The sequence below is a fragment of the Kitasatospora sp. NPDC058063 genome, from assembly GCF_042885395.1.
GTDB classification, from domain to species: Bacteria; Actinomycetota; Actinomycetes; order Streptomycetales; family Streptomycetaceae; genus Kitasatospora; species Kitasatospora lactacystinica.
In genome coordinates this window covers 1-25,141 of the sequence record NZ_JBHVSD010000045.1, presented here as the reverse complement: position 1 = coordinate 25,141, position 25,141 = coordinate 1, and the positions used below count along the sequence as shown (strand labels likewise).

Genomic DNA, 25,141 nt, shown 5'->3' with positions numbered 1-25,141 from the left:
TCGACGGGGAACGGGTCCGATATCTGTCCGGTCGTCACGTTGCGAGGCACCCTTCCACCCGTGGCCTCCGGTGGCTCCTCCGCGGCCCCGCGGGCCGCTGCCGGTGGCGGTACGTCACGCTCTGCGCACCACGCGGACGGACTGCACCCCGATGCGTTTCCGAGCAGACACTCGTGTGCGTACTGGCATCTGAGAATATGCGTGATCACTGTGCCGTGGGGTCCCTTTCCGGCCAACTCGCCGCGCTTGGGTGGTTGTGGCCGGGGTTGCGGAAGCACGGGGGTGCGGGCGGGGTTGTGCGCGCGGCCGCGCACGCCGGACAGCGCGCCAGGGGAACGTCGATGACCTGCGGTTTTGCCGATCCGCAGGCTGACTATCGGACGTTTATCGAACGTCAATCGGTCCGGTGCACAGTGGAGTCCAGCGCCGGGGAAGCGTTGAGGGCGCTCCCGCAGCCGGGGGGCTGCGGGGGCGCCGACGCGCGGAACGGGGGAGGTTCTCCGCGGGGGAGCGGAAGCCTTACGGCGCGGGGGGAGAGAGGGGCTCGGTGTGCTGCTGGGAGATGAGGTCCGCCACGGGGGAGGCCTCAGGCACACCGAGCCGCGTGAAGATCGCATGGGCCTCCTGGAGGCAGGCGAGTCCGCGAGCCGGCTGGGCGAGCGCCAACAGGGCCTCGCCCAGTGCGGCGTTCGCCAGGCCCTGGCAGTACGCGGAGCCCAGCTCCTGGCCGATCGCCAGCGACTCGCCGGCCGCCGAGGCCGCCTCGGCGGGCTGCTCGGCGACCAACAGGGCCGAGGCGAGCCTGGCCAGGGTGTAGCCCTCCCACAGGGGGTTCTGCTGCGACTGGTAGAGCCGGTGCGCCTCCCGCAGGTGCGGAACGGCGTCGCCGCCGGAGAGCACCACACCCAGCTGGTAGAGGGTCTGGGCGAGCAGCGGGCCGTTCTTGGACTCCCGGGCGGCGGCGACACCGTCACCGGCGGACCGGACCGCCGTCTCGGTCATCCCGAGCCGGTGCTGTGCCCGGGCCATGTTGCTGACGATGCGGGCCTCGGCGGTCGGCGCGCCCACCGCCTGGCTGGTGGCCCGGGCCTGTTCCATGAACGGCAGGGCCTCGGCCGGGCGGTTGCCCAGGCTCAGGATCACTCCCAGGATGTTGGCGGTGGCCAGCAGCTGGACGGTCGGGACGTCCGGTGACTGGTGGTCCAGACTGCGGCGCAGCGAGTGCTCGGCGCCCTGGAAGTCACTGGTGACGTAGTTCAGTGCCCCGAGGACGAAGTGCACCCGGGCGAGTGCGGCGGAGTCGTCGCGGAGCTCCGCCTCGCGTCCGAGGGCTTCCAGGACCGGCCGTACCTGGGGGCCGTGGGTCGGGTCCGGATCGAGGCCGTACAGCAGGATCAACAGGTCGATCGCCGCGTGCTGCGAGGAGCGGGGCCCGTTCGCCGCCGCCGCCGTGGAGTTGAGCAGGAGGGCGCTCTCGCTCCGGAGCCAGGACTGGGCGGAACCGCTGGTCGGCAGGCCGATCCCGGGCGAGGACGGCGTGGTGAGCAGCTCGGGCTCGGGGTCGTCCGGTTCGAGGGTCCGGGCCGCGTTGCGGACGGTCGGGATCAGCAGGTCGAGCAGCCGCAGGACGGCCCGTTCCTGCTCCCCGCCGTCGCCCGACCGGTCGTTCTGCCGCTGGGCGTAGAGGCGGAGCAGATCGTGGTAGCGGTAGCGGCCGGGGGTGAAGCACTCCAGCATGTTCGCTTCCACCAGGGCCTCGACGAGCTCCTCGGCGGTGTCCTCGTCCACGCCGAGGAGTGCCGCGGCGGCCGCGAGCGGGATGTCGGGGGAGTCGATCAGCGCGAGCAGTCGAAAGGCGCGGGCCTCGGCCGTGGACAGCTGTCCGTAGCCGAGCCCGATGGTGGTCTCCACGGCGAGGTTGCCGAGTTGGAGCTCGTCCAGGCGGTGACGTTGGTCGGCTAACCGACGGGCCAGGTCGGAGACGCTCCACCGCGGCCGGCTGGCCAGCCGGGCGGCGGCGATGCGGACCGCCAGCGGCAGGAAGCCGCACGCGGTGACCACCGCCATGGCCGCCTCCGGCTCCGCGGCGACCCGCTGCTCCCCGACGATGGCCGAGAACAGTGCCAGGGCCTCCCGCGGAGTCAGCTCCTCGACGTCGAACAGCTGCGCGCCGGGGATGCCGGCGAGCCGGGAACGGCTGGTGGCGAGCACCGCGCAGCCGGAGACGCCCGGGATCAGCGGCCGGATCTGGTCGGCGTCCCGTGCGTTGTCCAGCAGGATGAGCATCCGCCGGTTGGCGAGCAGCGAGCGGTAGAGCGCCGCGCGCTGCTCCATCGACTCCGGGTTCTCGGTGACACCGAGGGCGTGGAGGAAGTCGCCGAGGACGACGACCGGGTCGGCCGGCGAGGCGCCGGCGCCGCGCAGGTCGACGTACAGCTGTCCGTCCGGGAACTCGGCCCGGACCCGGTGGGCGACGTGGACCGCGAGGGTGGTCTTCCCGACGCCGCCGATGCCGGCCAGCGAAGTGACCACCACGGCCTGGCCGGTGGCGTTCATCAGGACCGTCGAGAGGTCGCTCACCAGCTCGGTGCGGCCGCTGAAGTCCAGGACATCGGCCGGGAGTTGGGCCGGTGCCGGGGCGGTGGGCCGGTCCTTCGCCGCCGCTTCGGGCACGGCCGGGAGGGCGAGCGCGGGGTCGGCCGCGAGGATGCGGGTGTGCATCGTGGACAGGCCGACGCCCGGTTCCACCCCGAGTTCCTCGATGAGCAGTTTGCGGGTGTCGGTGTAGACGCCGAGGGCCTCGGCCTGGCGGCCGCAGCGGTACAGCGCCAGCATCAGGAGTTCGCGCAGCCGTTCGCGCAGCGGATGTTCCGTCGTCAGGTTGTTGAGCTCTCCGACGATTTCCGCGTGCTGCCCGATGGTGAGGGCGGCGGCGCACAGGTCCTCGGCGGCGGCCACCTGGCGCTCGGCCAGTCGGAGCCGCTGGGTGTCGGCGTAGGGGCCGGGGATGCCGGTGAGCGGGCGGCCGCTGAACAGGCCCAGTGCCTCGGTGAGCAGCCGGTGCGCGTCCTGCTTGTCGCCGTTCGTCCGGGCGGCCGCGGCCTCGGCGCAGAGCCGTTCGAAGACCGTCAGGTCGAGGGCCTCGCCCGGGATGCGCAGGGCGTAGCCGTCGGCGACCGAGACCAGTAGTTCGGCGGGTGCGCGGACCTCGCGGCGCGGCTCGATGACCGAGCGCAGCCGGGAGACGTAGGTCCGCAGGGCGGCGACCGCCTGGGCCGGGGGGCGATCGCCCCACAGGGCGTCGACCAGGTCCTGGGTGGTGACCGGGCGGCCGGCGTGCAGCAGGAGGGCGCTCAGGACCGCCTGTTGCTGGGGGGAGCCGAGGGAGACGGGCTTCCCGTCGAGCCAGGCCTGGACCGGGCCGAGGACCTGGAAGCGCAGCGCGGGCGAGGGCGGCGTCTCCTGAAACTCCATGAAGTCCCCCGATGGCCTGTGGTGTCGATTTCGTGAAAGGGCGCTCGGCGGTCCGCCGCGGTGCTTCAGCTTAGGCGGACGCCCGACTCTGCCGGACGGTCCCGCAAGTCGCACGATGTTTATCGGACATTTAATCAACCCTACGATACTGTGCCCGCGCCCGCGCCAAGCCGGTCGGGCCGACGACATTTGATGACCGAAAGGCGGCCGCCAATGGCCAACGACCAGAGCGAGACCCCGGTGCCGTCGACGCCCGAGAACCAGGCGCAGACCCCGGCCCCGGACTCCGCTGTGGAGGCCGGCCAGGCTGTCGAGGGCGCGGTCGCCGCGACCTCGAACCCGACCGAGTACACCGAGCCGAGTGCCGACCGGAAGAACGCGATCGAGAACGGGATCTTCGGCGACGAGGCCGACCACCTGCTGGAGCCGGCCAAGCCGGACACCGGCAAGCCGGGCGAGAAGTACGAGCCGGAGAGCATCGTCTTCGGCCACGCGTGAGCCGTGCCGGTCGAGTGCCCCCGTCGCCCCCGTCCGGGCGCGGGGGCACCGGTGGTTATGGGCACGCCAATTCCCCATAGGTGTCAACCGGGTGGCCGAAACATGCCCGCGGTGCACTCATGGTGACCGGCGATATCCGTAACGTGCCCGACGGCGGGTGCGGGACGTTCCGGAATTCCGGATTCACCCGGGGGTATTGCGGGGGTCGGAATGCCGCCGTTTGCCCGCGTTCTGCCGAAATTGCCGAGGAAGATCGTATTCGGCTGAATCGCCCGCCCCGGGGGCGGGGGCGACCTGGTGGGGGTCGGCCGTCCATTCCCGGCCGCCGGGCTCGGGGCGCAGGTAGTGCTCGCCGCCGATGGTGTCCATGTAGATGCCGGTGCGTCCGGTCCTCCGGTCGAGGACGAGTTCACCCACGTGGGGCCGGTAGGCCGGGGTGTTTCGCTGTCGGGTGCTCACCGTGCTGCTCCTCGCTCTGGTCGGCGACTGGCCAGCATCTCTAGAGAAGCTAATATCTCTAGAGATGTCAACGGTCGTATCTCCTTACCGGCGACCGCGGGCACGCCTACGATTTGTCCGAGGCAGAGGGAGCGGCGATGACCGGCAGCAATGGCGACAAGCAGCCCAAGTACCAGCGGATCGCCGAAGCGCTGAAAGCGGCCATCGACAGCGGCCGGTACCGCGCGGGCGACCGCCTGCCCGGCGAGAACGACCTCATGGACGAGTACGGCGTGGCCCGGATGACCGCCCGCCAGGCGCTGGGCGTGCTGCAGAGCGAGGGCATCGCCGAGGCGCGCCGCGGCGCCGGGGTGTTCGTCCGGGACTTCCGGCCGCTGCGCCGGCGCGGCATCCAGCGGCTGGCGCAGGGGCAGTGGGGGTCCGGCCGGTCGATATGGTCGGCGGACATCGACAACCGCAGCCTGGTGGTCGACCAGGTGTCCGTCACCGAGCAGGGCGCGCCCGAGCACGTGGCCCGGATGCTCGGGGCCGCCCCGGGCGCCCCGATGTGCGTGCGGCACCGCCGCTTCGTCCTCGACGGCAAGCCGGTGCTGCTGTCGACCTCCTACCTGCCCGCCGTCCTGGTCGCGGGCACCGCGATCACCCGCGAGGACACCGGCCCCGGCGGCACCTACGCCCGGCTCGCCGAGATCGGCGCCAAGCCCGTGCACTTCCGCGAGGAGGTCCGCTCCCGGATGCCCGGCGCCGAGGAGGCCGCCCGCCTGGAGCTGTCCGCCGGCACCCCCGTCATCCTGATCTGCCGCACCGCCTTCGCCGACGAGGGTCAGGTCGTCGAGCTCAACGAGATGATCCTGGACGCCGCCTCCTACGTCCTGGAGTACGACTTCGACGCCTGAGCGCCGGACGGGGCCCACCGGCCGCGGCCGGCTGCCGTCCGCCGCGCGGGAACACCGCCGCCCCGGCCGCAGGGGCGACCGGGGCGGGGCGGGGGCGTGCGGGACTACTCCTTGGAGCGGACGCGCAGGTTGGTGATCAGCGGGCCCTCGGTGGTCTCGCGGAAGAAGTCGTTGCCCTTGTCGTCGACGACGATGAAGGCCGGGAAGTCCTCGACCTCGATGCGCCAGACCGCCTCCATGCCGAGCTCGGCGTACTCCAGCACCTCGACCTTCTTGATGCAGTCCTGGGCGAGGCGGGCGGCCGGGCCGCCGATCGAGCCGAGGTAGAAGCCGCCGTGCGCGGCGCAGGCGTCGGTGACCTGCTTGCTGCGGTTGCCCTTGGCGAGCATGACCATCGAGCCGCCGGCGGCCTGGAACTGGTCGACGTAGGAGTCCATCCGGCCGGCCGTGGTCGGGCCGAAGGAGCCGGAGGCGTAGCCCTCGGGGGTCTTGGCCGGGCCCGCGTAGTAGACCGGGTGGTCCTGGAGGTACTTGGGCATGCCCTCGCCGGCGTCCAGGCGCTCCTTGATCTTGGCGTGGGCGATGTCGCGGGCGACGACCAGGGTGCCGGTGAGCGAGAGCCGGGTCTTCACCGGGTACTTGGACAGCTCGGCGCGGATCGCGGACATCGGCTGGTCGAGGTCGACGCGCACCACGTCGTCGTCCAGGTGCTCGTCGGTGGTGTCCGGCAGGTACTTCGCCGGGTCGGTCTCCAGCTGCTCCAGGAACACGCCCTCGGCGGTGATCTTGCCGAGCGCCTGGCGGTCGGCGGAGCAGGAGACGGCCATCGCGACCGGGAGCGAGGCACCGTGCCGCGGCAGGCGCACCACGCGCACGTCGTGGCAGAAGTACTTGCCGCCGAACTGGGCGCCGATGCCGATCTTCTGGGTCAGCTCGGTGACCTTGGCCTCCAGCTCCAGGTCACGGAAGCCGTGGCCGGTCCTGGCGTCGCCCGAGGTCGGCAGGTTGTCCAGGTAGTGCGCCGAGGCGTACTTGGCGGTCTTCAGCGCGAACTCGGCGCTGGTGCCGCCGATCACGATGGCCAGGTGGTACGGCGGGCAGGCCGCGGTGCCCAGCGAGCGGATCTTCTGCTCCAGGAACGAGAGCATGCTCGCCTCGTTCAGGATGGCCTTGGTCTCCTGGTACAGGTACGACTTGTTGGCGGAGCCGCCGCCCTTGGCCATGAACAGGAACTTGTACGCGTCGCCGTCGGTGGCGTACAGCTCGATCTGGGCCGGCAGGTTGTTGCCGGTGTTCTTCTCGTCCCACATGGTCACCGGGGCCATCTGGGAGTAGCGCAGGTTGAGCCTGGTGTACGCGTCGTAGACGCCCCGCGCGATGGCGGACTCGTCGCCGCCCTCGGTGAGCACGTTCTGGCCGCGCTTGCCCATGACGATCGCGGTGCCGGTGTCCTGGCACATCGGGAGGATGCCGCCGGCCGAGATGTTGACGTTCTTCAGCAGGTCGAGCGCCACGAAGCGGTCGTTGGGGCTGGCCTCCGGGTCGTCCAGGATGCGGCGCAGCTGGGCGAGGTGGGCGGGGCGCAGGTAGTGCGAGATGTCGTGCATCGCCTCGGCCGTCAGCAGCCGCAGCGCCTCGGGCTCGACCTGGAGGAAGGTGCGGCCGCCGGCCTCGAAGGTGGAGACACCCTCGGAGGTGATCTTGCGGTAGGGGGTCGGGTCAGCGCCCAGGGGGAGCAGGTCGCTGTACTCGAAGTCTGGCGTGGGAGCCATGGGGGCGGTCCTTAGCTGTCCAGTTGGTCCGGCTGCGTCGGCGAAGCATCATCCAGGGTAGGACCCGGTGGAAGTCGGCATGCGGACAGGGCAGCCTTGCGTGACCGGGCTCACTCGCGCAGGAGTGCGAGCGACTAGGCTGACCCCGTGGACAACTCGCCGTCGCACGACGATTCGGGGCAGCCGCCGGTGCCGGCGCCCGTACCGATGACCAAGCCCGAACCCAAGCCGGAACTCAAGCCCGAGACCAGGGCGGAGGCCGCGCCGCGGCCGCACGCGCCGGTCGCGGAGGCGGACCTGCGGGTCTCCGACGCCGACCGCGAGAAGGTCGCGGAACTGCTGCGGGACGCCTACGCCGAGGGCCGCCTGGACGCCGACGAGCACGCGGAGCGGATCGAGGCCGCGTACGCCGCGAAGACCTTCGGCGACCTCGTGCCGCTGACCCGGGACCTGCCGGCCCGCCCGCTGTCCTTCGAGAAGCAGCCGCTGAGCGCCCCGCAGGGCCCGCCGCCGCAGCCGCCCGCGCGCCAGGAGTCGCCGACGGTGGTGGCGGTCTTCGGCGGTGCGGCCCGCAAGGGCCGTTGGCGGGTGGGCTCGCACCTGAGCGCCTTCGCCGCGTTCGGCGGGGTGGAGATCGACCTGACCGACGCCGTGTTCGAGTCCCCCGAGGTGGAGATCACGGTGACGGCGATCTTCGGCGGGGTCCAGGTCAGGGTCCCGGAGAACGTGAGCCTGCAGGGATCCGGCATCGGCATCTTCGGCGGCTTCGACGTCCGGGAGACGACCGCGGCGGACCCGTACGCTCCGGTTGTCCGGATCAAGGGCCTTGCGCTGTTCGGTGGTTGCGAGGCGAAGCCGCGCCGCGGCAAGAAGCTGAAGGAATGGGTGCGGCGCCAACTCGGCACCGACTGACCGCCGTTGACCTGCACAGTGCCCGATCGGGGATCAACTCCCGGTCGGGCGCTCGGCGTTGTGGCCGGTGCTCTGCGTAGTCGATTGCGTGCAGTGTGCATGAATCGCGGCCGGGCGGGGTAGTTCCTTCCGCACATCGCTTCTTGGACGGCTGCGCACCGGAGGCGGCCGAGCGGCCGTGCCCGGGCTGGACAGCGGGGGCTCGCGGCCGGCGGGGGAGCGAGGGGTCCCCGTGTCCGAGAGCCTCGTCAGGAGTACGGCCGTGCTGCATCCGATCGAGTCCCGCACCACCTCGCCAGTCGCCGCTGCGCAGGTCCTGGAGCGCCGTTCCGGCGTCCGTCCGCAGCCGCAGCCGCAGGGCGGCCCGGCGGGTTCCCCCGCGGGCGAGGACAACCCCTGGCACACCGGCGCCGCGTGTCGGCGGGACGAGGTGGGGCTGTTCTTCGCGCCCTCCAAGGAGCCGACGGCGGCGCGGCTGTCGCGCGAGGAGCAGGCCAAGCAGGTGTGCGCCCGCTGCCCGGTGCTGCTGGAGTGCCGCGAGCACGCGCTGGCCCAGCCGGAGCCGTACGGGGTCTGGGGCGGGCTGACGGCCGCCGAGCGGCGGGTGGTGCTGGCCCGGCGGCGGCGCCGGGACACGGAGCTGCGCGAGGCGGCCCTGGTGACGGCGGCCGCGCGGCGCCGGATAGCCGGGTGACGACGGGCCCGGGAGGGGGACGGCGACGCACCGCGGCCCCGGCGGAGGGGGATTCCGCCGGGGCCGCGAAGCGCGCTCGGGTGGGGCTCAGTTGGCGCGGTCGAAGTCGATCGCGCTGTACGCCCGCAGCTTCGAGAGCTTGTGGGTGGAGTTGATCTCGCGGATGGTGCCGCTCTTGGAGCGCATCACCAGCGAGCTGGTGGTGGCGGTCTCCGAGCGGTAGTGCACGCCGCGCAGCAGCTCGCCGTCGGTGATGCCGGTGGCGACGAAGAACACGTTCTCGCCGCTGACCAGGTCGTCCGTGGTGAGGACCCGGTCCAGGTCGTGGCCGGCGTCCAGGGCCTTCTGCCGCTCGGCGTCGTCCTTGGGCCACAGCCGGCCCTGGATCACGCCGCCCATGCACTTCATCGCGCAGGCCGCGATGATGCCCTCCGGGGTGCCGCCGATGCCCATCAGCAGGTCGACGCCGGTGCCCTCGCGGGCGGCCATGATCGCGCCGGCCACGTCGCCGTCCGAGATGAACTTGATCCGGGCGCCCGCTTCGCGGATCTCCCGGACCAGGCCGTCGTGGCGCGGGCGGTCGAGCACGACGACGGTGACGTCCTCGACGGCGCTGCCCTTGGCCTTGGCGACCCGGCGGATGTTGACCGCCGCCGGGGCGGTGATGTCGACGAACTCGGCGGCCTCCGGGCCGGCCACCAGCTTGTCCATGTAGAACACGGCGCTGGGGTCGAACATGGTGCCGCGGTCGGCGACGGCCAGTACGGCCACCGCGTTGTTCATGCCCTTGGCGGTCAGCGTGGTGCCGTCGACCGGGTCGACCGCGACGTCGCACTCGGCGCCGGTGCCGTCGCCGACCCGCTCGCCGTTGTAGAGCATCGGGGCTTCGTCCTTCTCGCCCTCGCCGATGACGACGACGCCGTTCATCGACACGGTCGAGACGAGGGTGCGCATCGCCTTCACGGCGGCACCGTCCGCGCCGTTCTTGTCGCCACGTCCGACCCACCGGCCGGCGGCCATCGCGGCCGCCTCGGTGACCCGGACGAGTTCGAGCGCGAGGTTCCGGTCCGGAGCCTCGGGCGCGACCTCCAGGGCACTGGGAAGGTGGTGCGGGTACTGCGTGGTCATCGTCGTTACCTCTCTGTACGCGACGGCCAGTGAGCGCCCGACTACTGCCAGGTCGAACGCCGTGGTGAGGGTATTGCGATCGTATCTGCCCACGAGATGACTGTCTGTGGCGCAGGTCGCTGCTCTGTGGCGGAAACCACCGATTCGCCCGGTATCACCCGTCCGTGGACACCCCTGGTGACCGCCTGGGGATGTGGATGAGTCACCATGTGGGGGTGGCAGCAGACAGCAAGGGCATGAGGGGCCGGCAGACCGTACGGGACATGGTCCTGTCGATGCTGGCCGTCGGTTTCGTCGTCGGGATCGGGTACCTGTTCCTCCCGCACGGATCCGGCGGCGACCCGGTGCGCGTGGTCGGGTACCGGGTGGAGGCGGCCTCCGCCAAGCGCGCCGCGCCGTACCCGCTGCTCTCCCCGGAGGGGCTGTCGGACAAGTGGCGGGCCACCTCGGTCGGTTACCGGCCGGCCGACCAGAACAACGGCAAGGGCAACGCCTGGCACCTGGGCTTCGTGACCCCCTCGGGCCGGTACGCGGCGATCGAGCAGAGCGACGTGCCGCGCGACTCCCTGCTGGCCGACCACGTCAAGGGCGCCGCGTCGGACGGCACTTCCGAGGTGGCCGGCCGCACCTGGGACCGGGTGCAGGGCGAGAAGGACCGCGCGCTGGCCGTCCAGACCGGCCCCGGGACCACCCTGCTCACCGGCACCGCCTCCTACGAGGAGCTGGCCGAGCTGGCGCAGGCGCTCAAGTAGCCCCGCTTCCGCCCGCCTTCCGGGCACGCCGAAGGGCCCCGCGCCGGACGAACCGGTGCGGGGCCCTTCGGTGTGCGCGGAGCGGATCAGGCCGTGGTGACGACCTCGTCGTAGGCCAGGCGCGGCGAACGCGGGAACCAGGCGTCCTCGCCCGGGCGGCCGATGTTGACCACGGCCAGCACCGAGTGCTCGCCGTCGCCGAAGAACTCCTTGTTGATGCCCTCGGCGTCGTAGCCGGTCATCGGGCCGGCGGCCAGGCCGGCGGCGCGCACGCCGATGATGAAGTAGGCGGCCTGCAGGGCGCCGTTCATCGTGGCGGACTGCTCGCGGACGGTGCGCTCCGAGAAGAACATGTCCTTGGCCTGGGGGAAGTGCGGGAGCTGGGTCGGCAGCTCCTCGTGGAACTCGTTGTCCACGGCCAGGATGGCGACCAGCGGGGCGGCGGCGGTCTTGGCCTTGTTGCCGTCCGCCATCTGCCGGACGAGGCGCTCGCGGCCCTCGGCCGAGCGGACCAGGACGACGCGCAGCGGCTGCTGGTTGAAGGCGGTCGGGCCGTACTTGACCAGCTCGTAGATGGCCTGGACCTGCTCGTCGGAGACCTGCTCGTCGGTGAAGGTGTTGGCGGTGCGGGCCTCGCGGAACAGGAGGTCCTGAGCGGCAGCGTCGAGTACCAGGGCGTCGGTGGTCATGCTTCTGCACCTCATGCGGAAAAGGGGTTCGTCGGGGTGATCGGCCGTGGCCGTTCACTTCCTCCAACATAGGTGAAGATTCAACGATTCCCCAAGCGGATGTGATCCGCCTCACTCCCCGCCGGGGGTCGCGCCCTCCTCGGCGGCCAGCGCGGCGTCCAGCCGGGCCCGGGCGCCGTCCAGCCAGCGCTGGCACACCTTCGCCAGCTGCTCGCCGCGCTCCCACAGGGCCAGCGACTCCTCCAGCGAGGTCCCGCCGGTCTCCAGCTGCCGGACGACGTCCAGCAGCGCGTCCCGGGCGTGCTCGTAGCCCAGCGCGTCGTCCGGGTTCGGCGCCGCGTCCTGCTGCTCCTGCTGCTCTGCCATGGGTGCCAGCGTAGGGGCTCGGGCCGACACTCCCCAGCCCCGGCCCGCGGTGGCGGGCGACTACCCGGGAGTCGCGGTGACGTCGAAGCCGCCGCCCGCCACCCGCGCGCGCAGCCCCTCGCCGGGCGCGACCTGCGCCGGGTCGGTCACCACCGTGCCGTCCGTGCGCTGGAGCACCGCGTAGCCGCGCTCCAGGGTGGCCGCAGGGGAGAGCGCCACCACCCGGGCCAGGGTGTGCCCGAGGTCGCTCTGCGCGTGGTCCAGCCGGTGCCGCAGGGTGCGCCGGGCCCGCTCCAGCAGGCCGTCCACCTCCTGCCCCCGACCGTCCAGCATCCGGTGCGGGGCGGCCAGCGACGGGCGGCTGCGCACCCCGTCCAGCCCGTGCTGCTCGCGCTCGACCCGGGACAGCACCTGCCGGCGGGCGCGGTCGCGCAGCTGGCGGACCTTGGCCAGCTCCTCACCGACGTCCGGAACCACCCGTTTGGCCGCGTCGGTCGGGGTGGAGGCGCGCAGGTCGGCCACGAAGTCCAGCAGCGGCTGGTCCGGCTCGTGCCCGATCGCGCTCACCACCGGCGTACGGGCGGCCGCGACCAGCCGCACCAGGCCCTCGTCCGAGAACGGCAGCAGGTCCTCCACGCTGCCGCCGCCGCGGGCCACGACGATCACGTCCACCTCGGGGTGCTCGTCCAGCTCCCGCACGGCCGCGCTCACCCGCTCCACCGCGCTGACCCCCTGCACCGGGACGTTGCGCACCTCGAAGCGCACGGCCGGCCAGCGCCGCCGGGCGTTCTCCAGGACGTCCCGCTCGGCCGCCGAGCCGCGCCCGGTGACCAGCCCGACGCACTGCGGCAGGAACGGCAGCGGCTTCTTGCGCTCCGCCGCGAACAGGCCCTCCCCGGCGAGCCGCCGCTTCAGCTGCTCCAGCCGGGCCAGCAGCTCGCCGAGGCCCACCGGGCGGATCTCCGAGGCGCGCAGGGACAGCTGCCCGCGCGCCGCGTACCACTCCGGCTTGGCGTGCACGACGACCCGCGCGCCCTCCTGCACCACGTCCGCGACCTGGTCGAACACCGAGCGGAAGCAGGTCACCGTGAGCGACACGTCGGCCTGCGGGTCGCGCAGGGTCAGGAACACCACGCCCGCGCCGGGGCGGCGGCTGAGCTGGGTGATCTGCCCCTCCACCCAGACCGCGCCGAGCCGGTCGATCCAGCCGCCGATCAGCGCGGAGACCTTGCCGACCGGGAGCGGCGCTTCGGGGGAGCTGGTGTTGGCCATGCGTACGAGGCTAGCGGCGTCCGCCGACACGGCCGAGGCCGCCGCGGGTGCCGCCCCGGCCGGTGGAGCCCTGGACGGCGAGCACCACCAGGCCGACCACCAGCCAGACCAGCCCGACGAGCTGCGCGGTGCCCGAGGCCTCGTACACGACCGCCACGATCACCGCGATCCCCAGCACCGGCACGACCACGTGCGGGAGCCACCGCCGCGAGCCGTGCCGCACCGCGTACCAGCCGATCACCGAGGCGTGCAGCAGCGCGAAGGCGGTCAGCGCGCCCACGTTCACCACCGAGGTGAGCCGGTCCAGGCCGTCGTCCCGGTTGGCCGCCCAGACCGCCGCCGCCATCGTGATCACCGCGGCCGCCAGCAGCGCCCGGCGCGGCACCGCGCTGGCCGGGTCGACCGAACCGAGCGCCCGCGGCAGCCGGCCGTCCCGGGCCATCGCGAAGAGCAGCCGCCCGGCCGCGGCCTGCCCGGCCAGGGCCGCGAAGGCCGCGCCGATCGCCTTGCTGGCCGCCACCAGGACGTGCAGCCAGTGCCCGACGCCGCTCTCCACGGTCTCGTAGAAGGCCGAGCCCTGAGCCGCCGGGTCGGCGGCCAGCTGCTGCGGTCCGGTCGGCTCCAGCAGGGCCGCCAGGTAGGTCTGGGCGACGAACAGCACCCCGGCCAGCGCCAGGCACCAGAGCACCGCCCGGGCCACCGCCGCCGAGGCGCCGACCGCCTCCTCCACGAAGGTGGCGATCGCGTCGAAGCCCAGGTAGGAGAGCACCGCGACGGACACCGCCGAGATCACCGCGGTCAGCGAGAAGTCCCCGACGGCGGTGAACGGGGTGTCCCAGCCGCGCCGGGCGCCGTCCTGGGCCAGCGCCACCACGGCGGCGGCCATGAACACCACCAGCACCGCGATCTCCATCGCGAGCACCGCGAAGCCGATCGCCGCCGCCGTCCGCACCCCGGCCAGGTTGAGCGCGGTGGTCACCACCACCGCGAGCGCCGTCCAGACCCAGCGCGAGACGTCCGGCACCAGGGAGTTCAGCGCGATCCCGGAGAACAGGTAGGCCACCGCGGGGATCAGCAGGTAGTCGAGCATCGCCATCCACCCGGCGATGAAGCCCGGGCCCTCGCCCAGCCCGGCCCGCGCGTAGGCGAACACCGAGCCGGTCTGCGGTACGGCGCGCACCATCTGGGCGTACGAGGAGGCGGTGAAGGCCATCGCCACCGTCGCGGCGAGGTACACGGTGGCGACGGCTCCGTGGCTCTTGGCGTCCAGCACGCCGAACACGCCGACCGGGGCCATCGGGGCGATGAACAGCAGTCCGTAGACCATCAGATCGCGCACGCCCAGGCTGCGGCGCAGGCCGCTCGGCGTCGCCTGCTCGCTCACAGAGCTCATGGACACCATATTTGGGTGCTGTTGACCGGGTCTGCACGGAAAGTGTCCGCCATTGGTGGGGCGGCCCGGCGGGAGGCCGGGAGGACGAGCGCGGGTCGCGGCCGCCCGTACGATGGAGCCATGTCCAAGACCGCGCAGCGCCGTGTCCTGCTCGCCGCCCCCCGGGGCTACTGCGCGGGAGTCGACCGCGCCGTGATCGCCGTGGAGAAGGCCCTGGAGCAGTACGGGGCGCCCATCTACGTCCGCAAGCAGATCGTCCACAACAAGTACGTGGTGCAGACCCTGGAGAAGAAGGGCGCGATCTTCGTCGACGAGACGGAGGAGGTGCCGGAGGGCTCGATCGTCGTCTTCTCCGCGCACGGCGTCGCCCCGTCCGTCCACGACGAGGCGCGGGCCGGGAAGCTCGCCACCGTCGACGCGACCTGCCCGCTGGTCACCAAGGTGCACAAGGAGGCCGTCCGCTTCGCCGACGAGGGCTTCGACATCCTGCTGGTGGGCCACGAGGGCCACGAGGAGGTCATCGGCACCATGGGCGAGGCCCCGGACCGGATCCACCTGGTGGACGGTGCCGAGGACGTCGCCAACGTGCAGGTCCGCGACGAGTCCAAGGTCGTCTGGCTGTCCCAGACCACCCTGTCCGTGGACGAGACCATGGCCACCGTCGGCGAGCTGAAGAACCGCTTCCCGCAGCTGGTCAGCCCGCCCAGCGACGACATCTGCTACGCCACCCAGAACCGCCAGGTCGCGGTCAAGCAGCTGGCCCCGGAGACCGACCTGCTGATCGTGGTCGGCTCCAAGAACTCCTCCAACTCCGTGCGCCTGGTCGAGGTCGGCCTGGAGTACGGCGCCAAGGCCGCCCACCTGGTGGACTTCGCCGAGGAGATCCGCGAGGAGTGGCTGGAGGGCGTCACCACGGTCGGCCTGACCAGCGGCGCCTCGGTGCCGGAGATCCTGGTCGACGGCGTGCTGGAGTTCCTGGCCGCGCGCGGTTACGACACGGTCGAGACGGTCAAGACCGCCGAGGAGCACCTGGTCTTCTCGCTGCCCAAGGAACTGCGCCGCGACCTGCGCGCCGAGGCGGCGGGCAAGCTCTGACCCCACCCGGAAGGGCCGGTACCCCGCACGGGGTGCCGGCCCTTCCGCCGTGCGGCCCTGCGCCGCCCGGCTCGATGTGGTGCGGCTTCCTGCTGTGCGGGCCCCGGCGCACTCTCGTAGTTTTGTGCACAGGCTGTGGACAATCCACCGGCCGCGAACCGGCCCGGTCCGCGGCCGACGGCGGAGGGTGACGTGATGACGGCGGTATTCGGCGTGGACATCGGCGGCTCGGGGATCAAGGGCGCGCCCGTCGACCTCGCCCGGGGCACGCTCGCCGAGGAGCGCCACAAGGTGCTCACCCCGCAGCCGTCCGCCCCCGGGGCCGTGGTCGACGCCGTCTGCGAGGTGGTCCGCCACTTCGGCCACCAGGGCCCGGTCGGGCTGACCTTCCCCGGCGTGGTCGTCGACGGCCGCACCAGGACGGCGGCCAATGTCGACAAGGGCTGGATCGGCCTGGACGCGGCGGGCCTCTTCCGCGAGGCGCTGGGCATGCCCGCGACCGTCCTGAACGACGCGGACGCGGCCGGGCTGGCCGAGCTGACCCACGGCGCCGGACGGGCCGAGCCGGGCGTCGTCCTGGTGCTCACCTTCGGCACCGGCATCGGCAGCGCCCTGTTCGTGGACGGCACGCTGGTGCCCAACACCGAGCTGGGCCACCTGGAGCTGCGCGGCAAGGACGCCGAGCGCCGGGCCTCCTCGGCGGCCAAGGAGCGGCACGGGCTGAACTGGGAGCAGTGGGCCGGGCGGGTCGACGAGTACCTGGACCTGGTGGAGGGACTGTTCTCGCCGCGGCTGATCGTGATCGGCGGTGGGGTGAGCCGCAAGCACGAGAAGTTCCTGCCGCTGCTGAAGGACCGCGAGGCACGGGTGGTGCCGGCGGAGCTGCGCAACGACGCGGGCATCGTCGGCGCCGCCATGGCGGCGGCCCGGGCGGAGGGCTGACGGGCGGGCCCCCGGCCCCGGCACCTGGCGACCGGTGGGGAGGGGCTCAGCGGGCGCGGTGGATCCGGCGCTGGGCGACGAACCGGGCGAGCACGATCAGCGTGGCCAGCCCGGTGCCGGAGAACAGCCAGCCGGCCCGCAGCGCCAGCCCGGTCGCCAGCGAGACCACCTGGGCGGTGACGCCGGGGGAGCTCACCGGTTCGAGCAGCAGCAGCGCGAGCGCGAAGGCGATCGGCCCGCTGATCGGCGCGGCCAGCAGATCGGCGTAGCGCACCCGGACGGCCAGCTGGAAGCAGACCACCAGGTAGCCGAGGCCGAACAGCCAGCCCAGGTCGTCGAAGAGCAGCCGGTCCAGGCCCGCCACCGCGAGCGCCGCCAGGACGGCGACCACCCCGGTGCCGACGGCCGTCAGCCGGGCCGGCCGGCCGGTGCGCCGCCGCCCGTACAGCTGGTCGTCGCCGCGCCCGCGCCCGCGCAGCGGCAGGCGCAGGCGCAGCCGGGGGCCGGCCGGGCGGGCGGCGGCGGACGGTCCGGCCGCCGGGCGCGGCCGGGAGGCGGGGCCGGGCCCGGAGGGGGCCGCGGCGGTCTCGGGAGCCCGGCCTGGACCGGGGACGGCGGGGGCGTTCGTGCGGGTCGGGGGACGGCGTCTGGGCCCTGGCGGCTGGGTACGGATGCTCTGCTCCACCCGTCCAACGTACGGTCCGATCATCGCCACACTGTGTAATGGACCGTTCAGGTCCCGGCCCGTGTCTTCGGACGGAGCAGTGATGTGATCGTCACTCAGGTCGCCTGACCTGCCCCGTCGGCTCGGCGCACCACGGTCACCGGATCCGCGCACGGGCCTCCTCGCCGGGGACGGCATGACCGATCTCACCTTCGAACGGCCCGTCCGCGTCCGGTGGGACGACGAGCTGTGAGGCGGGGCGGGGGCTGCCCGTAGACTTGGGGGTCGGCCCGTACGGTGCCGACCCAACTCCTCCAAGCCCCCGGGACTGCGCTTCATGTCGCTCACGATCGGAATCGTCGGCCTGCCGAACGTCGGCAAGTCGACCCTGTTCAACGCCCTGACCAAGAACGACGTGCTGGCGGCCAACTACCCGTTCGCCACCATCGAGCCGAACGTCGGCGTGGTGGGCGTCCCGGACGAGCGGCTGGCCAAGCTCGCCGAGATCTTCGGCTCCCAGCGCATCCTCCCGGCCACCGTCGACTTCGTCGACATCGCCGGCATCGTGCGCGGCGCCAGCGAGGGCGAGGGCCTGGGCAACAAGTTCCTCGCCAACATCCGCGAGTCCGACGCGATCTGCCAGGTCGTGCGCGCCTTCACCGACCCGGACGTGGTGCACGTGGACGGCAAGGTGTCGCCCAAGGACGACATCGAGACCATCCACACCGAGCTGATCCTGGCCGACCTCCAGACCATCGAGAAGGTCCTGCCGCGGCTCCAGAAGGAGGCGCGCCTCAAGAAGGAGACCGCCCCCGTGCTGGCCGCCGCCGAGGCCGCGCAGGCGATCCTGGAGACCGGCAAGACCCTCTTCGAGGCCGGTTTCGACACCGCCCCGATCCGTGAGCTCCACCTGCTGACCGCCAAGCCCTTCCTCTACGTCTTCAACGTGGACGAGGACGAGCTGGCCGACGAGGACTTCAAGGACGCCCAGCGCGAGCTGGTCGCCCCGGCCGAGGCGATCTTCCTGAACGCCAAGATCGAGTCCGAGCTGATCGAGCTGGACGACGCCGAGGCCCTGGAGCTCCTCCAGTCCATGGGCCAGGAGGAGCCCGGCCTCGCCACCCTCGCCCGGGTCGGCTTCGACACCCTCGGCCTGCAGACCTACCTGACGGCCGGCCCCAAGGAAACCCGCGCCTGGACCATCAAGAAGGGCGCCACCGCCCCCGAGGCCGCCGGAGTCATCCACACCGACTTCCAGAAGGGCTTCATCAAGGCCGAGGTGATCTCCTTCGCCGACCTGGTCGAGACCGGCTCCATCGCCGAGGCCCGCTCCAAGGGCAAGGCCCGCATCGAGGGCAAGGAGTACGTCATGCAGGACGGCGACGTGGTGGAGTTCCGCTTCAACGTCTGATCGACCCGCTCCCCGAGCCGACCGGATCCGCCACCTGCGCGGGTCCAACGGGGCCCGCCTCCCCTGAGGCGGGCCCCGTCCGTTTTCCCGTGACGGCCCGGTGCCGAGTTCCTCGGCCTGCCGGACCGCCTCCGGTGGTACGTTATGTGGTACCACTTGCGGAAAGGGGTAGGTCGATGTCAATCACTGCCAGCGAGGCGCGCAAGGCTCTCTTCCCGTTGATCAAGAAGGTCAATGACGATCACGAGGCCATCGAGATCGTCTCCAAGCACGGGAATGCCGTGCTGGTCTCGGCCGAGGACTACGCCGCCCTGCGCGAGGGCTCCTACCTGTTGCGCTCGCCGGTCAACGCCCGCCGTTTGCTCAAGGCCTACGAGAACGCCCTCGGCGGCACAGGGCTTTCCGAGCGGGGGCTCATCGACCCTGATGCGACGGATTCCGAGACGGGCGTCGCGTGAGGCTCGTATTCGAGGAGGGCGGCTGGGAGGACTACACGTCCTGGCTCAAGAGCGACCGCAAGATGCTCGCCCGGATCAACAAGCTCATCGAGGACGTCCTGCGTGACCCGTTCACCGGGATCGGCAAGCCCGAGCCGCTGAAGTACCACTTGCCCGGCGCCTGGTCGCGGCGGATCGACGACGAGCACCGTCTCGTCCACCTGGTCACGGATCGGGAGATTGTCATCCTGGCTGCCCGCTACCACTACTGATCGGCAGGTTCGGGTCGGCGTCACCGTGCGTAGGTTCCGCTTCAATGTCTGATCGACCTGCTCCCCGAGCCGACCGGATTCGCCACCTGTGCGGGTCCAGCGGGGCCCGCCTCCCCTGAGGCGGGCCCCGTTCTCTTTCCCGTACCGGCCCGGTGCTGTGCGGGCCCCGGGGTCAGCCGATGGTGACGGTGAGCAGGCCGTCGGGGGCGGCCGTGACGGTGACGGTGGCGAGCGTGTCGGCGTGGGCGTCCGGGTGGTGGGGGAGGGCGCGCGGGCCGATGCCGATGACGCGGGTGCCGGCGGCCCTGGCGGCGGCGATGCCGGCGCCGGAGTCCTCGAAGGCGAGGCAGTCGGCGGGGGCGAAGCCGACGGCGGCGGCACCCTTGAGGAAGCCCTCGGGGTCGGGCTTGCTGGCGCCGACGGACTCGGCGGTGACCAGGACGGGCGGCAGCGGCAGGTCGGCGGCGGTCATCCGGACCCGGGCGAGCGGCTGGTCGGCGGAGGTGACCAGGGCGTGCGGGAGGCCGGCCAGCGAGGCGAGGAAGGCGGCGGCGCCGGGCACCGGGACGACGCCCTCGGTGTCGGCGCGCTCCTCGGCGAGCATCCGCTCGTTGTCGGCCAGGTTGAGTTCGACCGGGCGTTCGGGCAGCAGGGCGGCCATGGTCGCGTGGCCCTGGCGGCCGTGCGCGACGGCGAGCACCTCGGCGGGGTCCAGGCCGTGCCGCTCGGCCCAGCGGCTCCAGCAGCGCTCGACCACGGCGTCGGAGTTGACCAGGGTGCCGTCCATGTCCAGGAGGAGGGCGCGGGCGGTCAGCCGGACGGGAGTAGCGGGCATGGGGCGGCTCCTCGGGGGGTGCGACGACAGCAGAGCCGGAGAATGCGAGCTCTTTGTTTCTCGATGATACAAAAGATCACCCGAGCAGGTGGGCGTTGACCGCGCGGGCCTCCGCGGCCAGCTCCGGCAGCTCCACCACCTCGATGCCGGCCGCCGTCAGCAGTGCGGTGCCCTGGCAGTCGGTGACGAACAGGTCCGGCTCGCGCCAGGCGACCACCACTCGCGGCACGCCCGCCGCGACGAGCAGCCGGGCGCACGGCATCGGCCGCGAGGCGCGCTGCCCGCAGGGCTCCAGCGAGCTGTAGACGGTCGCCCCGCGCAGCCGGGGATCGCCCGCCGGAAGCTTGGCCAGCGCCGCCTCCTCCGCGTGGTCGTGCGGGTCGGTCTCCCGGCTGTAGCCCTCCGCCAGCACCGTGCCGTCGGCGCCGACGATCACCGCGCCGACCGAGAAGGCCGTCCCGGACGGCGGGCAGCGGCGGGAGAGCTCGACGGCCCGGCGCAGGTGGTCGAGGTCGGTGGACGCGGACGGGGTCACGGCGCGGGCTCCTTCGGGGCGTACCTGAGCAGGACGACGTCGCCCACGGTACGTGCCTCCAGCAGCCGCATCCGCCGGGCCGGCCCGCCCGGGAACGCGGAGGGGCGGACGAACCGGGGCGCCTCGGCCTGGCCGACCAGCAGCGGGGCGACGGCCAGCTGGAGTTCGTCCGCCAGCCCCTGGGCCAGGAACTGGGTGTGCACGCCCCCGCCGCCCTCGACCATCAGCCGGCGAACCCCGCGGGCGCCCAGGTCGTCCAGCACCGCGCCGAGGTCCACCGCGTCGCCGAGTGCGACCACCTCGGCCAGCCCGTCCAGCCGGGGGCGCAGCACCGCCGCCCCGGCGTCCGTGGTGTAGGCGAGGCGGGCGCCGCCGGTGTGCCAGAAGCGCAGCCCGGCGTCGAGCGCTCCGCTCGCACTGAGCGTCACCTTCAGCGGGTACTCGGGCCGGCCGGCCGCCAGCCGGGCGGCCCGGCGGGCGGGGTCGTTGACCAGCAGTCGGGGGTTGTCGGCGCGCAGGGTGTTGCCGCCGACCAGGATCGCGTCGGCGGCGGCGCGCTCCTCGTCGACCCGGTCGAAGTCGGCGGCGTTGGAGAGCAGCAGCCGGTCGGGGGAGGCGTCGTCGAGGTGGCCGTCGAGCGAGACGGCGGCGCTCAGCAGGACGTAGGGGCGCGGGCCGGGCATGGGAGGGGACCGTTCTGTCGGGGGCGCCTCCACGGTACGGCGGCCGGGTGCGGCCCGGGCCCGCGGTGACCGGTATTCGAGACGGATCTTCTCGGTATGCGGGACGACGGGTAGCGTCGGGGGAGCCGCGGAGCCCCGCGGCCGACCGCATCCAGGGGGACCTCATGACCGGACCGCAGCCCGCCGCCGTCTACACCCACGGCCACCAGGAGGCCGTGCTGCGCTCGCACCGCTCCCGCACCGCCGCCGACTCGGCCGGCTACCTGCTGCCCGAACTGCGGCCCGGGCAGGCCCTGCTGGACGTCGGCTGCGGGCCCGGCACGATCACCGCGGACCTGGCCGAACTGGTCGGCCCGCAGGGGCGGGTGGTCGCGGTGGACGCCTCCGCCGAGGTGCTGGAGCAGGCCGCCGGGCACATCGCCGGCCGGGGCCTGTCCAACGTCGCCCTCGCCTGCGCCGACGTGCACCGACTGCCGTACCCGGACGGCGAGTTCGACGTGGTGCACGCCCACCAGGTGCTGCAGCACGTGGCCGACCCGGTGGCCGCGCTGCGCGAGCTGCGGCGGGTGGCGGCGCCGGGCGGGGTGGTCGCGGTCCGCGACGTCGACTACGCCTCGATGACCTGGTTCCCGGAGGTGCCCGCGCTGGACCGGTGGCTGGAGCTGTACCGGCGGACCGCCCGCGCCAACGGCGGCGAGCCGGACGCCGGCCGGCGGCTGCTGTCCTGGGCCCGCGCGGCCGGCTTCACCGAGGTCACCGCGAGCGCCGGCACCTGGACGTACGCGACGCCCGAGCAGCGCGCCTGGTGGGGCGGGCTGTGGGCGGACCGGGTGACGGGCACCGCGCTGGGCCGGACGGCGGTCGAGCGGGGCTTCGCGGACCAGGACGAGCTGGGCCGGATCGCGGACGGCTGGCGGGAGTGGAGCGCCGCGGGGGACGGCTGGTTCTCGATGCTCCACGGCGAGATCCTGGCCCGCGGCTGAGCCGACGCGGCTGAGCCGACGCGGGGCGGGCCGGGCGGTCCGGGCAGGGCGGGCAGGCGTTCGGAAAGATCGGGTAAAGTCGCGCGACCGTTCAGATCGGGCCCGTTCGGGTCCGAGCCATGGTGCCGAGTGCCGGGCCGATGCCCGTTCCGGTGGGTTGGGGGAGTCCACGTGTCCAAGCCTGAGTCCGAGCCGCCCGTTCCGGGGCCGGAGTCGCCCGCGGCCACGGGGGCCGACACGGACACGGACACCCGTCCGGGGGCGGGCGCGGAGGCCGGCGCGGGCGCGGACGCCGGCGCGGGGACGGACACCGGTACGGGGACAGGCACGGACCCGGACCCGGACCCGGCGCAAGCGCCGACGGCCGGTCAGGATCCCCGGGTGGACTTCCGCAAGGACACCGCGGGGCCCGCGGGGCCCGCGAGCCCGGTCGAGCCCGAGCAGGACCAGGCCCGGCCCGCCGCGGCCGAGCAGGACCGGGCCGGGTCGGAGCCCGCCCCGCCCGCCGTCGACCCCTGGGCCCCGCCCGCCGCCGCCGACCCCTGGGCCGCGCCCGACCTCTCCGCCGGCCCGCCCGCGGGTCCGTCCGTCGCCCCGGCCCCGCAGGCCGTCCCGCCGTCGGCCGCCCCGCCCCAGCCGCCGTACCCGCTGCCCGCCGGTGGCTGGGCCTCCGTCACTCCCCCCGCCGGGTCGGGCTTCCCGCCCGGCCACCCGTACGCCCAGGCCCCCGGTCCGGGGCAGGCCGCCCCCGGGCCCGGGTTCCTCCCCGGCCCCGGCCCCGGGCCCGCCCCCACCAACGGCTTCGCCGTCGGCTCCCTGGTCACCGGCCTGCTCCTGGTGTCCCCGGTGGCCCTGGTCTTCGGCATCCTCGCGCTGGTGCAGATCAACCGCCGCAAGGAGCGCGGCTCCGGCATGGCGGTGACCGGCCTGGTGCTCGGCACGATCGGCACAGTCCTGCTGGCCCTCGCGCTCGGCGCGGCCGACTTCAGCTCGGCGCGGGCCGGCCGCTTCGGCCAGGCCCCGAAGGCGCCGGCCGGCTCGGTGCACTGGTCCGAGCTCAAGGCCGGCGACTGCTACGACTCCCCCCAGGGCGGTTCGACGACGCAGGGAAACGGCGACGAGACGGTGTACTGGGTGCACCGGGTGGCCTGCACCGAGCCGCACCACGGCGAGGTGGCGGGCACCGCCGAGCTCCCGAGCGGCAACGGCCTCTACCCGGGCGAGAGCGCGGCCCGCGAGTCGGCCGGCCGGCTGTGCCGCGCGGTGCTGAACGGCTACGCGCTCGACCAGTGGACCGTCCCGGACGGCATGGACGACGTCTACCTCTACCCGACGGCGAGGAACTGGGCGTCCGGCTCACGGTACGTCACCTGTGCCTACGAGGACCGCGAGGACCGGCACCGGGGAACGGTCCGCACCGACCGGAGCCGCCTGACCGCGCCCCAGCTGGCCTACCTGGAGGCCGCCCGGAGCTTCAACGACGTCTACCTGGACCCGCCGGACGCGGACGTGGCCGAGGCCGAGGCCGACCACCGGGCGTGGGCCCGCCGGATGGCCGTGGCCTCGCGGACCCAGGCGGCGGTGCTGGGCGGGCCGTCGGTGCCGTGGCCGGCCGACGTCCAGCCGAAGATCGCCAAGCTGGTCGAGGCCAAGTCGCAGGCGGCCGCCGCCTGGGACGCCGCGGCCTCCGGCGGCGACCTGGCGGGCGACCTCCGCCGGGCCAGGGCGACGGAGGCCAGGATGGCGCCGACGATCCTGGACATCCGCCGCGGGCTGGGCCTGTCCACCGGTGAGCAGGCGCCCGACCTGCGGGTCTGAGGCGCTCGCGCCCCTGGTTACCGGCCGTTGACCGGGCCCGTACCTGCCGGTAACCCACCGGCCGTACCGTCGTGGGCGCGTCCCCGGCCCGACCCCCACGCGAGCCGGGGACGGGCCCGCCCCACATGAGTGGAAACGGGTCCGGCCCGGAGCGGGACGCCCGGCGGGAGGCCCCGGGTACCCTCCCGCCATGGGCACCTACCGGGTCATGCGGCAGGACGACAACGGCAATCGCTTCCTGGTCGCCAAGGGTCTCGACCGGGCCGAGGCCCGGCGGCTGGCCGCCGGCTTCGAGGCCCGCGGCCACAAGCAGATGTACTGGGTCGAGGCGGACGGGGAGGCCCGGCCGGAAGCGGCGGACGGGACGGTCCGCAACGCCTGAACCCGTAGGGTCGGCCGCATGGACGCCACGACGGACACCCCCGAGACCCCCGACCCCCGCGCGACCCCGGCCGCTCCCCGGATCGTGGTCGGCGGCGCGCTGGTTCGCGGCGGCCGGGTGCTCGCCGCCCGGCGCAGCGCGCCCGAGTCGGTGGCCGGCCGGTGGGAGTTCCCCGGCGGGAAGGCCGAGCCCGGGGAGACGGAGGCGCAGGCGCTGGAGCGCGAGCTGCTGGAGGAGCTCGGCGTCCGGGCGCGCGCGCTGACCCGGCTGCCGGGCGCGTGGGCCGTGCGCCCCGGCCTGGAGCTGCGCTTCTGGGCCGCCGAATTGCTGGCGGGCGAGCCGCGCGCGCTGGAGGACCACGACGCGCTGCGCTGGCTGGGCCCGGACGAGCTGGACGCCGTGGACTGGATCGACCACGACCGTGACGTGCTGCCGCACGTCGCCCGGCTGCTCACGGAGGGCGGGACGGCGGGGGCGGGCGGCGTCCCGGCCGGGGGCGACGCGCCGTCCGCCGGGTAGGTCAATCGGACAAGACGACCCAGGGGCCGGGATAGCCTGGAGGCTGCTGGGTATGTCACTTTTCGGCACTATTCGTCACCATCGGTGAGCCGTCCCCAGCCGGCGACGCCGATCCCGACCAGAGCCGGAGGCCCCGTCGGTGTCGACTACCGGGAACGGCGCCGGGGGAGAGCGGCGGGCAGGCTCCGCGGGGAGCGCCGCCGCCCGCGCCCGACTGCGCCGCGCCGCCCGTCCGGCCGCTCCCCGGCCACCGGCCGGCC

At 73.5% G+C, this 25,141-nt stretch carries 24 protein-coding genes and 1 pseudogene; 14 read left to right on the top strand and 11 right to left on the bottom strand.

Features of this window, described 5'->3' with window-relative positions:
- Nucleotides 1–519 precede the first annotated feature (519 nt).
- Nucleotides 520–3,474: a BTAD domain-containing putative transcriptional regulator gene (locus ACFVUY_RS41465; RefSeq protein ID WP_387694198.1), complete on the bottom strand. Its 2,955-nt coding sequence runs from the start codon at nucleotides 3,472–3,474 to the stop codon at nucleotides 520–522.
- A gap of 213 nt (nucleotides 3,475–3,687) precedes the next feature.
- Between ACFVUY_RS41465 and ACFVUY_RS41460 the strand changes: the two genes are divergently transcribed.
- A complete protein-coding gene (locus tag ACFVUY_RS41460; protein WP_387694199.1) occupies nucleotides 3,688–3,972 on the top strand; it encodes a hypothetical protein in 285 nt (94 codons plus the stop codon).
- Nucleotides 3,973–4,155: 183 nt separating this feature from the next.
- Here ACFVUY_RS41460 and ACFVUY_RS41455 read toward each other — a convergent pair whose 3' ends face one another.
- Entirely contained in the window at nucleotides 4,156–4,389 is a 234-nt protein-coding gene (locus ACFVUY_RS41455) for a hypothetical protein (protein WP_387737139.1), read from the bottom strand.
- A 179-nt stretch (nucleotides 4,390–4,568) separates the two neighbouring features.
- On the opposite strand from ACFVUY_RS41455, the gene ACFVUY_RS41450 reads away from it, so the two are divergent.
- A complete protein-coding gene (locus ACFVUY_RS41450) occupies nucleotides 4,569–5,327 on the top strand; it encodes a GntR family transcriptional regulator (RefSeq protein WP_387694200.1) in 759 nt (252 codons plus the stop codon).
- Nucleotides 5,328–5,431: 104 nt separating this feature from the next.
- Here ACFVUY_RS41450 and ACFVUY_RS41445 read toward each other — a convergent pair whose 3' ends face one another.
- Entirely contained in the window at nucleotides 5,432–7,099 is a 1,668-nt protein-coding gene (locus ACFVUY_RS41445) for a fumarate hydratase (protein ID WP_387694201.1), read from the bottom strand.
- 207 nt (nucleotides 7,100–7,306) lie between these two features.
- Here ACFVUY_RS41445 and ACFVUY_RS41440 point away from each other — a divergent pair, with 207 nt between their 5' ends.
- Both ACFVUY_RS41440 and ACFVUY_RS41435 read left to right on the top strand, forming a co-directional pair.
- Nucleotides 7,307–8,011, top strand: coding sequence for a DUF1707 domain-containing protein (locus ACFVUY_RS41440; RefSeq protein ID WP_387737146.1), 705 nt, complete (start codon nucleotides 7,307–7,309; stop codon nucleotides 8,009–8,011).
- A gap of 316 nt (nucleotides 8,012–8,327) precedes the next feature.
- On the top strand, nucleotides 8,328–8,705 hold the full coding sequence (locus ACFVUY_RS41435; RefSeq protein WP_387737145.1) for a WhiB family transcriptional regulator: 378 nt from the start codon (nucleotides 8,328–8,330) through the stop codon (nucleotides 8,703–8,705).
- A gap of 87 nt (nucleotides 8,706–8,792) precedes the next feature.
- On the opposite strand, the gene glpX is transcribed toward ACFVUY_RS41435, so the two are convergent.
- A complete protein-coding gene (glpX, locus tag ACFVUY_RS41430; RefSeq protein WP_030055344.1) occupies nucleotides 8,793–9,833 on the bottom strand; it encodes a class II fructose-bisphosphatase in 1,041 nt (346 codons plus the stop codon).
- Between the two features lie 215 nt (nucleotides 9,834–10,048).
- On the opposite strand from glpX, the gene ACFVUY_RS41425 reads away from it, so the two are divergent.
- Entirely contained in the window at nucleotides 10,049–10,585 is a 537-nt protein-coding gene (locus ACFVUY_RS41425) for a DUF4245 domain-containing protein (RefSeq protein ID WP_359899524.1), read from the top strand.
- 86 nt (nucleotides 10,586–10,671) lie between these two features.
- Here ACFVUY_RS41425 and ACFVUY_RS41420 read toward each other — a convergent pair whose 3' ends face one another.
- The 4 genes from ACFVUY_RS41420 to ACFVUY_RS41405 form a co-directional block, all read right to left on the bottom strand.
- Nucleotides 10,672–11,274, bottom strand: a complete 603-nt coding sequence (locus tag ACFVUY_RS41420; RefSeq protein WP_387694202.1) for a malonic semialdehyde reductase — start codon at nucleotides 11,272–11,274, stop codon at nucleotides 10,672–10,674.
- A 111-nt stretch (nucleotides 11,275–11,385) separates the two neighbouring features.
- Nucleotides 11,386–11,640, bottom strand: coding sequence for an exodeoxyribonuclease VII small subunit (locus tag ACFVUY_RS41415; protein WP_387694203.1), 255 nt, complete (start codon nucleotides 11,638–11,640; stop codon nucleotides 11,386–11,388).
- A gap of 60 nt (nucleotides 11,641–11,700) precedes the next feature.
- On the bottom strand, nucleotides 11,701–12,912 hold the full coding sequence (xseA, locus tag ACFVUY_RS41410) for an exodeoxyribonuclease VII large subunit (RefSeq protein ID WP_387694204.1): 1,212 nt from the start codon (nucleotides 12,910–12,912) through the stop codon (nucleotides 11,701–11,703).
- Nucleotides 12,913–12,922: 10 nt separating this feature from the next.
- Nucleotides 12,923–14,305 (bottom strand): APC family permease, encoded by a 1,383-nt coding sequence (locus ACFVUY_RS41405; RefSeq protein ID WP_387737138.1) that lies wholly within the window; start codon nucleotides 14,303–14,305, stop codon nucleotides 12,923–12,925.
- Nucleotides 14,306–14,425: 120 nt separating this feature from the next.
- Here ACFVUY_RS41405 and ACFVUY_RS41400 point away from each other — a divergent pair, with 120 nt between their 5' ends.
- A complete protein-coding gene (locus ACFVUY_RS41400; protein WP_359899533.1) occupies nucleotides 14,426–15,400 on the top strand; it encodes a 4-hydroxy-3-methylbut-2-enyl diphosphate reductase in 975 nt (324 codons plus the stop codon).
- A gap of 195 nt (nucleotides 15,401–15,595) precedes the next feature.
- Nucleotides 15,596–16,342: a polyphosphate--glucose phosphotransferase gene (gene ppgK, locus ACFVUY_RS41395; RefSeq protein ID WP_387737137.1), complete on the top strand. Its 747-nt coding sequence runs from the start codon at nucleotides 15,596–15,598 to the stop codon at nucleotides 16,340–16,342.
- Between the two features lie 46 nt (nucleotides 16,343–16,388).
- Here the strand turns inward: ppgK and ACFVUY_RS41390 are convergent, their stop codons facing one another.
- Entirely contained in the window at nucleotides 16,389–17,027 is a 639-nt protein-coding gene (locus ACFVUY_RS41390) for a DUF6542 domain-containing protein (RefSeq protein WP_387737136.1), read from the bottom strand.
- Nucleotides 17,028–17,343: 316 nt separating this feature from the next.
- On the opposite strand from ACFVUY_RS41390, the gene ychF reads away from it, so the two are divergent.
- The 3 genes from ychF to ACFVUY_RS41375 all read left to right on the top strand — a co-directional run bounded on the left by ychF (nucleotide 17,344) and on the right by ACFVUY_RS41375 (nucleotide 19,126).
- Nucleotides 17,344–18,417: a redox-regulated ATPase YchF gene (gene ychF, locus ACFVUY_RS41385; RefSeq protein WP_387694208.1), complete on the top strand. Its 1,074-nt coding sequence runs from the start codon at nucleotides 17,344–17,346 to the stop codon at nucleotides 18,415–18,417.
- A 176-nt stretch (nucleotides 18,418–18,593) separates the two neighbouring features.
- Entirely contained in the window at nucleotides 18,594–18,875 is a 282-nt protein-coding gene (locus tag ACFVUY_RS41380; RefSeq protein WP_387737135.1) for a type II toxin-antitoxin system Phd/YefM family antitoxin, read from the top strand.
- On the top strand, nucleotides 18,872–19,126 hold the full coding sequence (locus tag ACFVUY_RS41375) for a Txe/YoeB family addiction module toxin (protein ID WP_387737134.1): 255 nt from the start codon (nucleotides 18,872–18,874) through the stop codon (nucleotides 19,124–19,126). The genes ACFVUY_RS41380 and ACFVUY_RS41375 overlap by 4 nt, the downstream gene beginning before the upstream one ends.
- A gap of 172 nt (nucleotides 19,127–19,298) precedes the next feature.
- Here the strand turns inward: ACFVUY_RS41375 and ACFVUY_RS41370 are convergent, their stop codons facing one another.
- Together ACFVUY_RS41370 and ACFVUY_RS41365 are read right to left on the bottom strand one after the other, a co-directional pair.
- Nucleotides 19,299–19,961, bottom strand: a complete 663-nt coding sequence (locus ACFVUY_RS41370; RefSeq protein WP_387737133.1) for an HAD-IA family hydrolase — start codon at nucleotides 19,959–19,961, stop codon at nucleotides 19,299–19,301.
- A gap of 76 nt (nucleotides 19,962–20,037) precedes the next feature.
- Nucleotides 20,038–21,179 (bottom strand): annotated as a pseudogene (locus ACFVUY_RS41365) (dihydrofolate reductase family protein).
- 164 nt (nucleotides 21,180–21,343) lie between these two features.
- On the opposite strand from ACFVUY_RS41365, the gene ACFVUY_RS41360 reads away from it, so the two are divergent.
- From ACFVUY_RS41360 to ACFVUY_RS41345, 4 genes are all read left to right on the top strand, one after another.
- Nucleotides 21,344–22,162: a methyltransferase domain-containing protein gene (locus ACFVUY_RS41360; RefSeq protein WP_387694210.1), complete on the top strand. Its 819-nt coding sequence runs from the start codon at nucleotides 21,344–21,346 to the stop codon at nucleotides 22,160–22,162.
- Nucleotides 22,163–22,543: 381 nt separating this feature from the next.
- A complete protein-coding gene (locus ACFVUY_RS41355) occupies nucleotides 22,544–23,980 on the top strand; it encodes a DUF4190 domain-containing protein (RefSeq protein ID WP_387737132.1) in 1,437 nt (478 codons plus the stop codon).
- Between the two features lie 190 nt (nucleotides 23,981–24,170).
- Nucleotides 24,171–24,362 carry an SPOR domain-containing protein gene (locus tag ACFVUY_RS41350; protein WP_387737131.1) on the top strand — a complete coding sequence of 64 codons (192 nt, stop codon included), beginning with the start codon at nucleotides 24,171–24,173 and terminating at the stop codon, nucleotides 24,360–24,362.
- A gap of 18 nt (nucleotides 24,363–24,380) precedes the next feature.
- Nucleotides 24,381–24,881 carry an NUDIX domain-containing protein gene (locus ACFVUY_RS41345; protein ID WP_387737130.1) on the top strand — a complete coding sequence of 167 codons (501 nt, stop codon included), beginning with the start codon at nucleotides 24,381–24,383 and terminating at the stop codon, nucleotides 24,879–24,881.
- The last annotated feature ends 260 nt before the right edge of the window (nucleotides 24,882–25,141 follow it).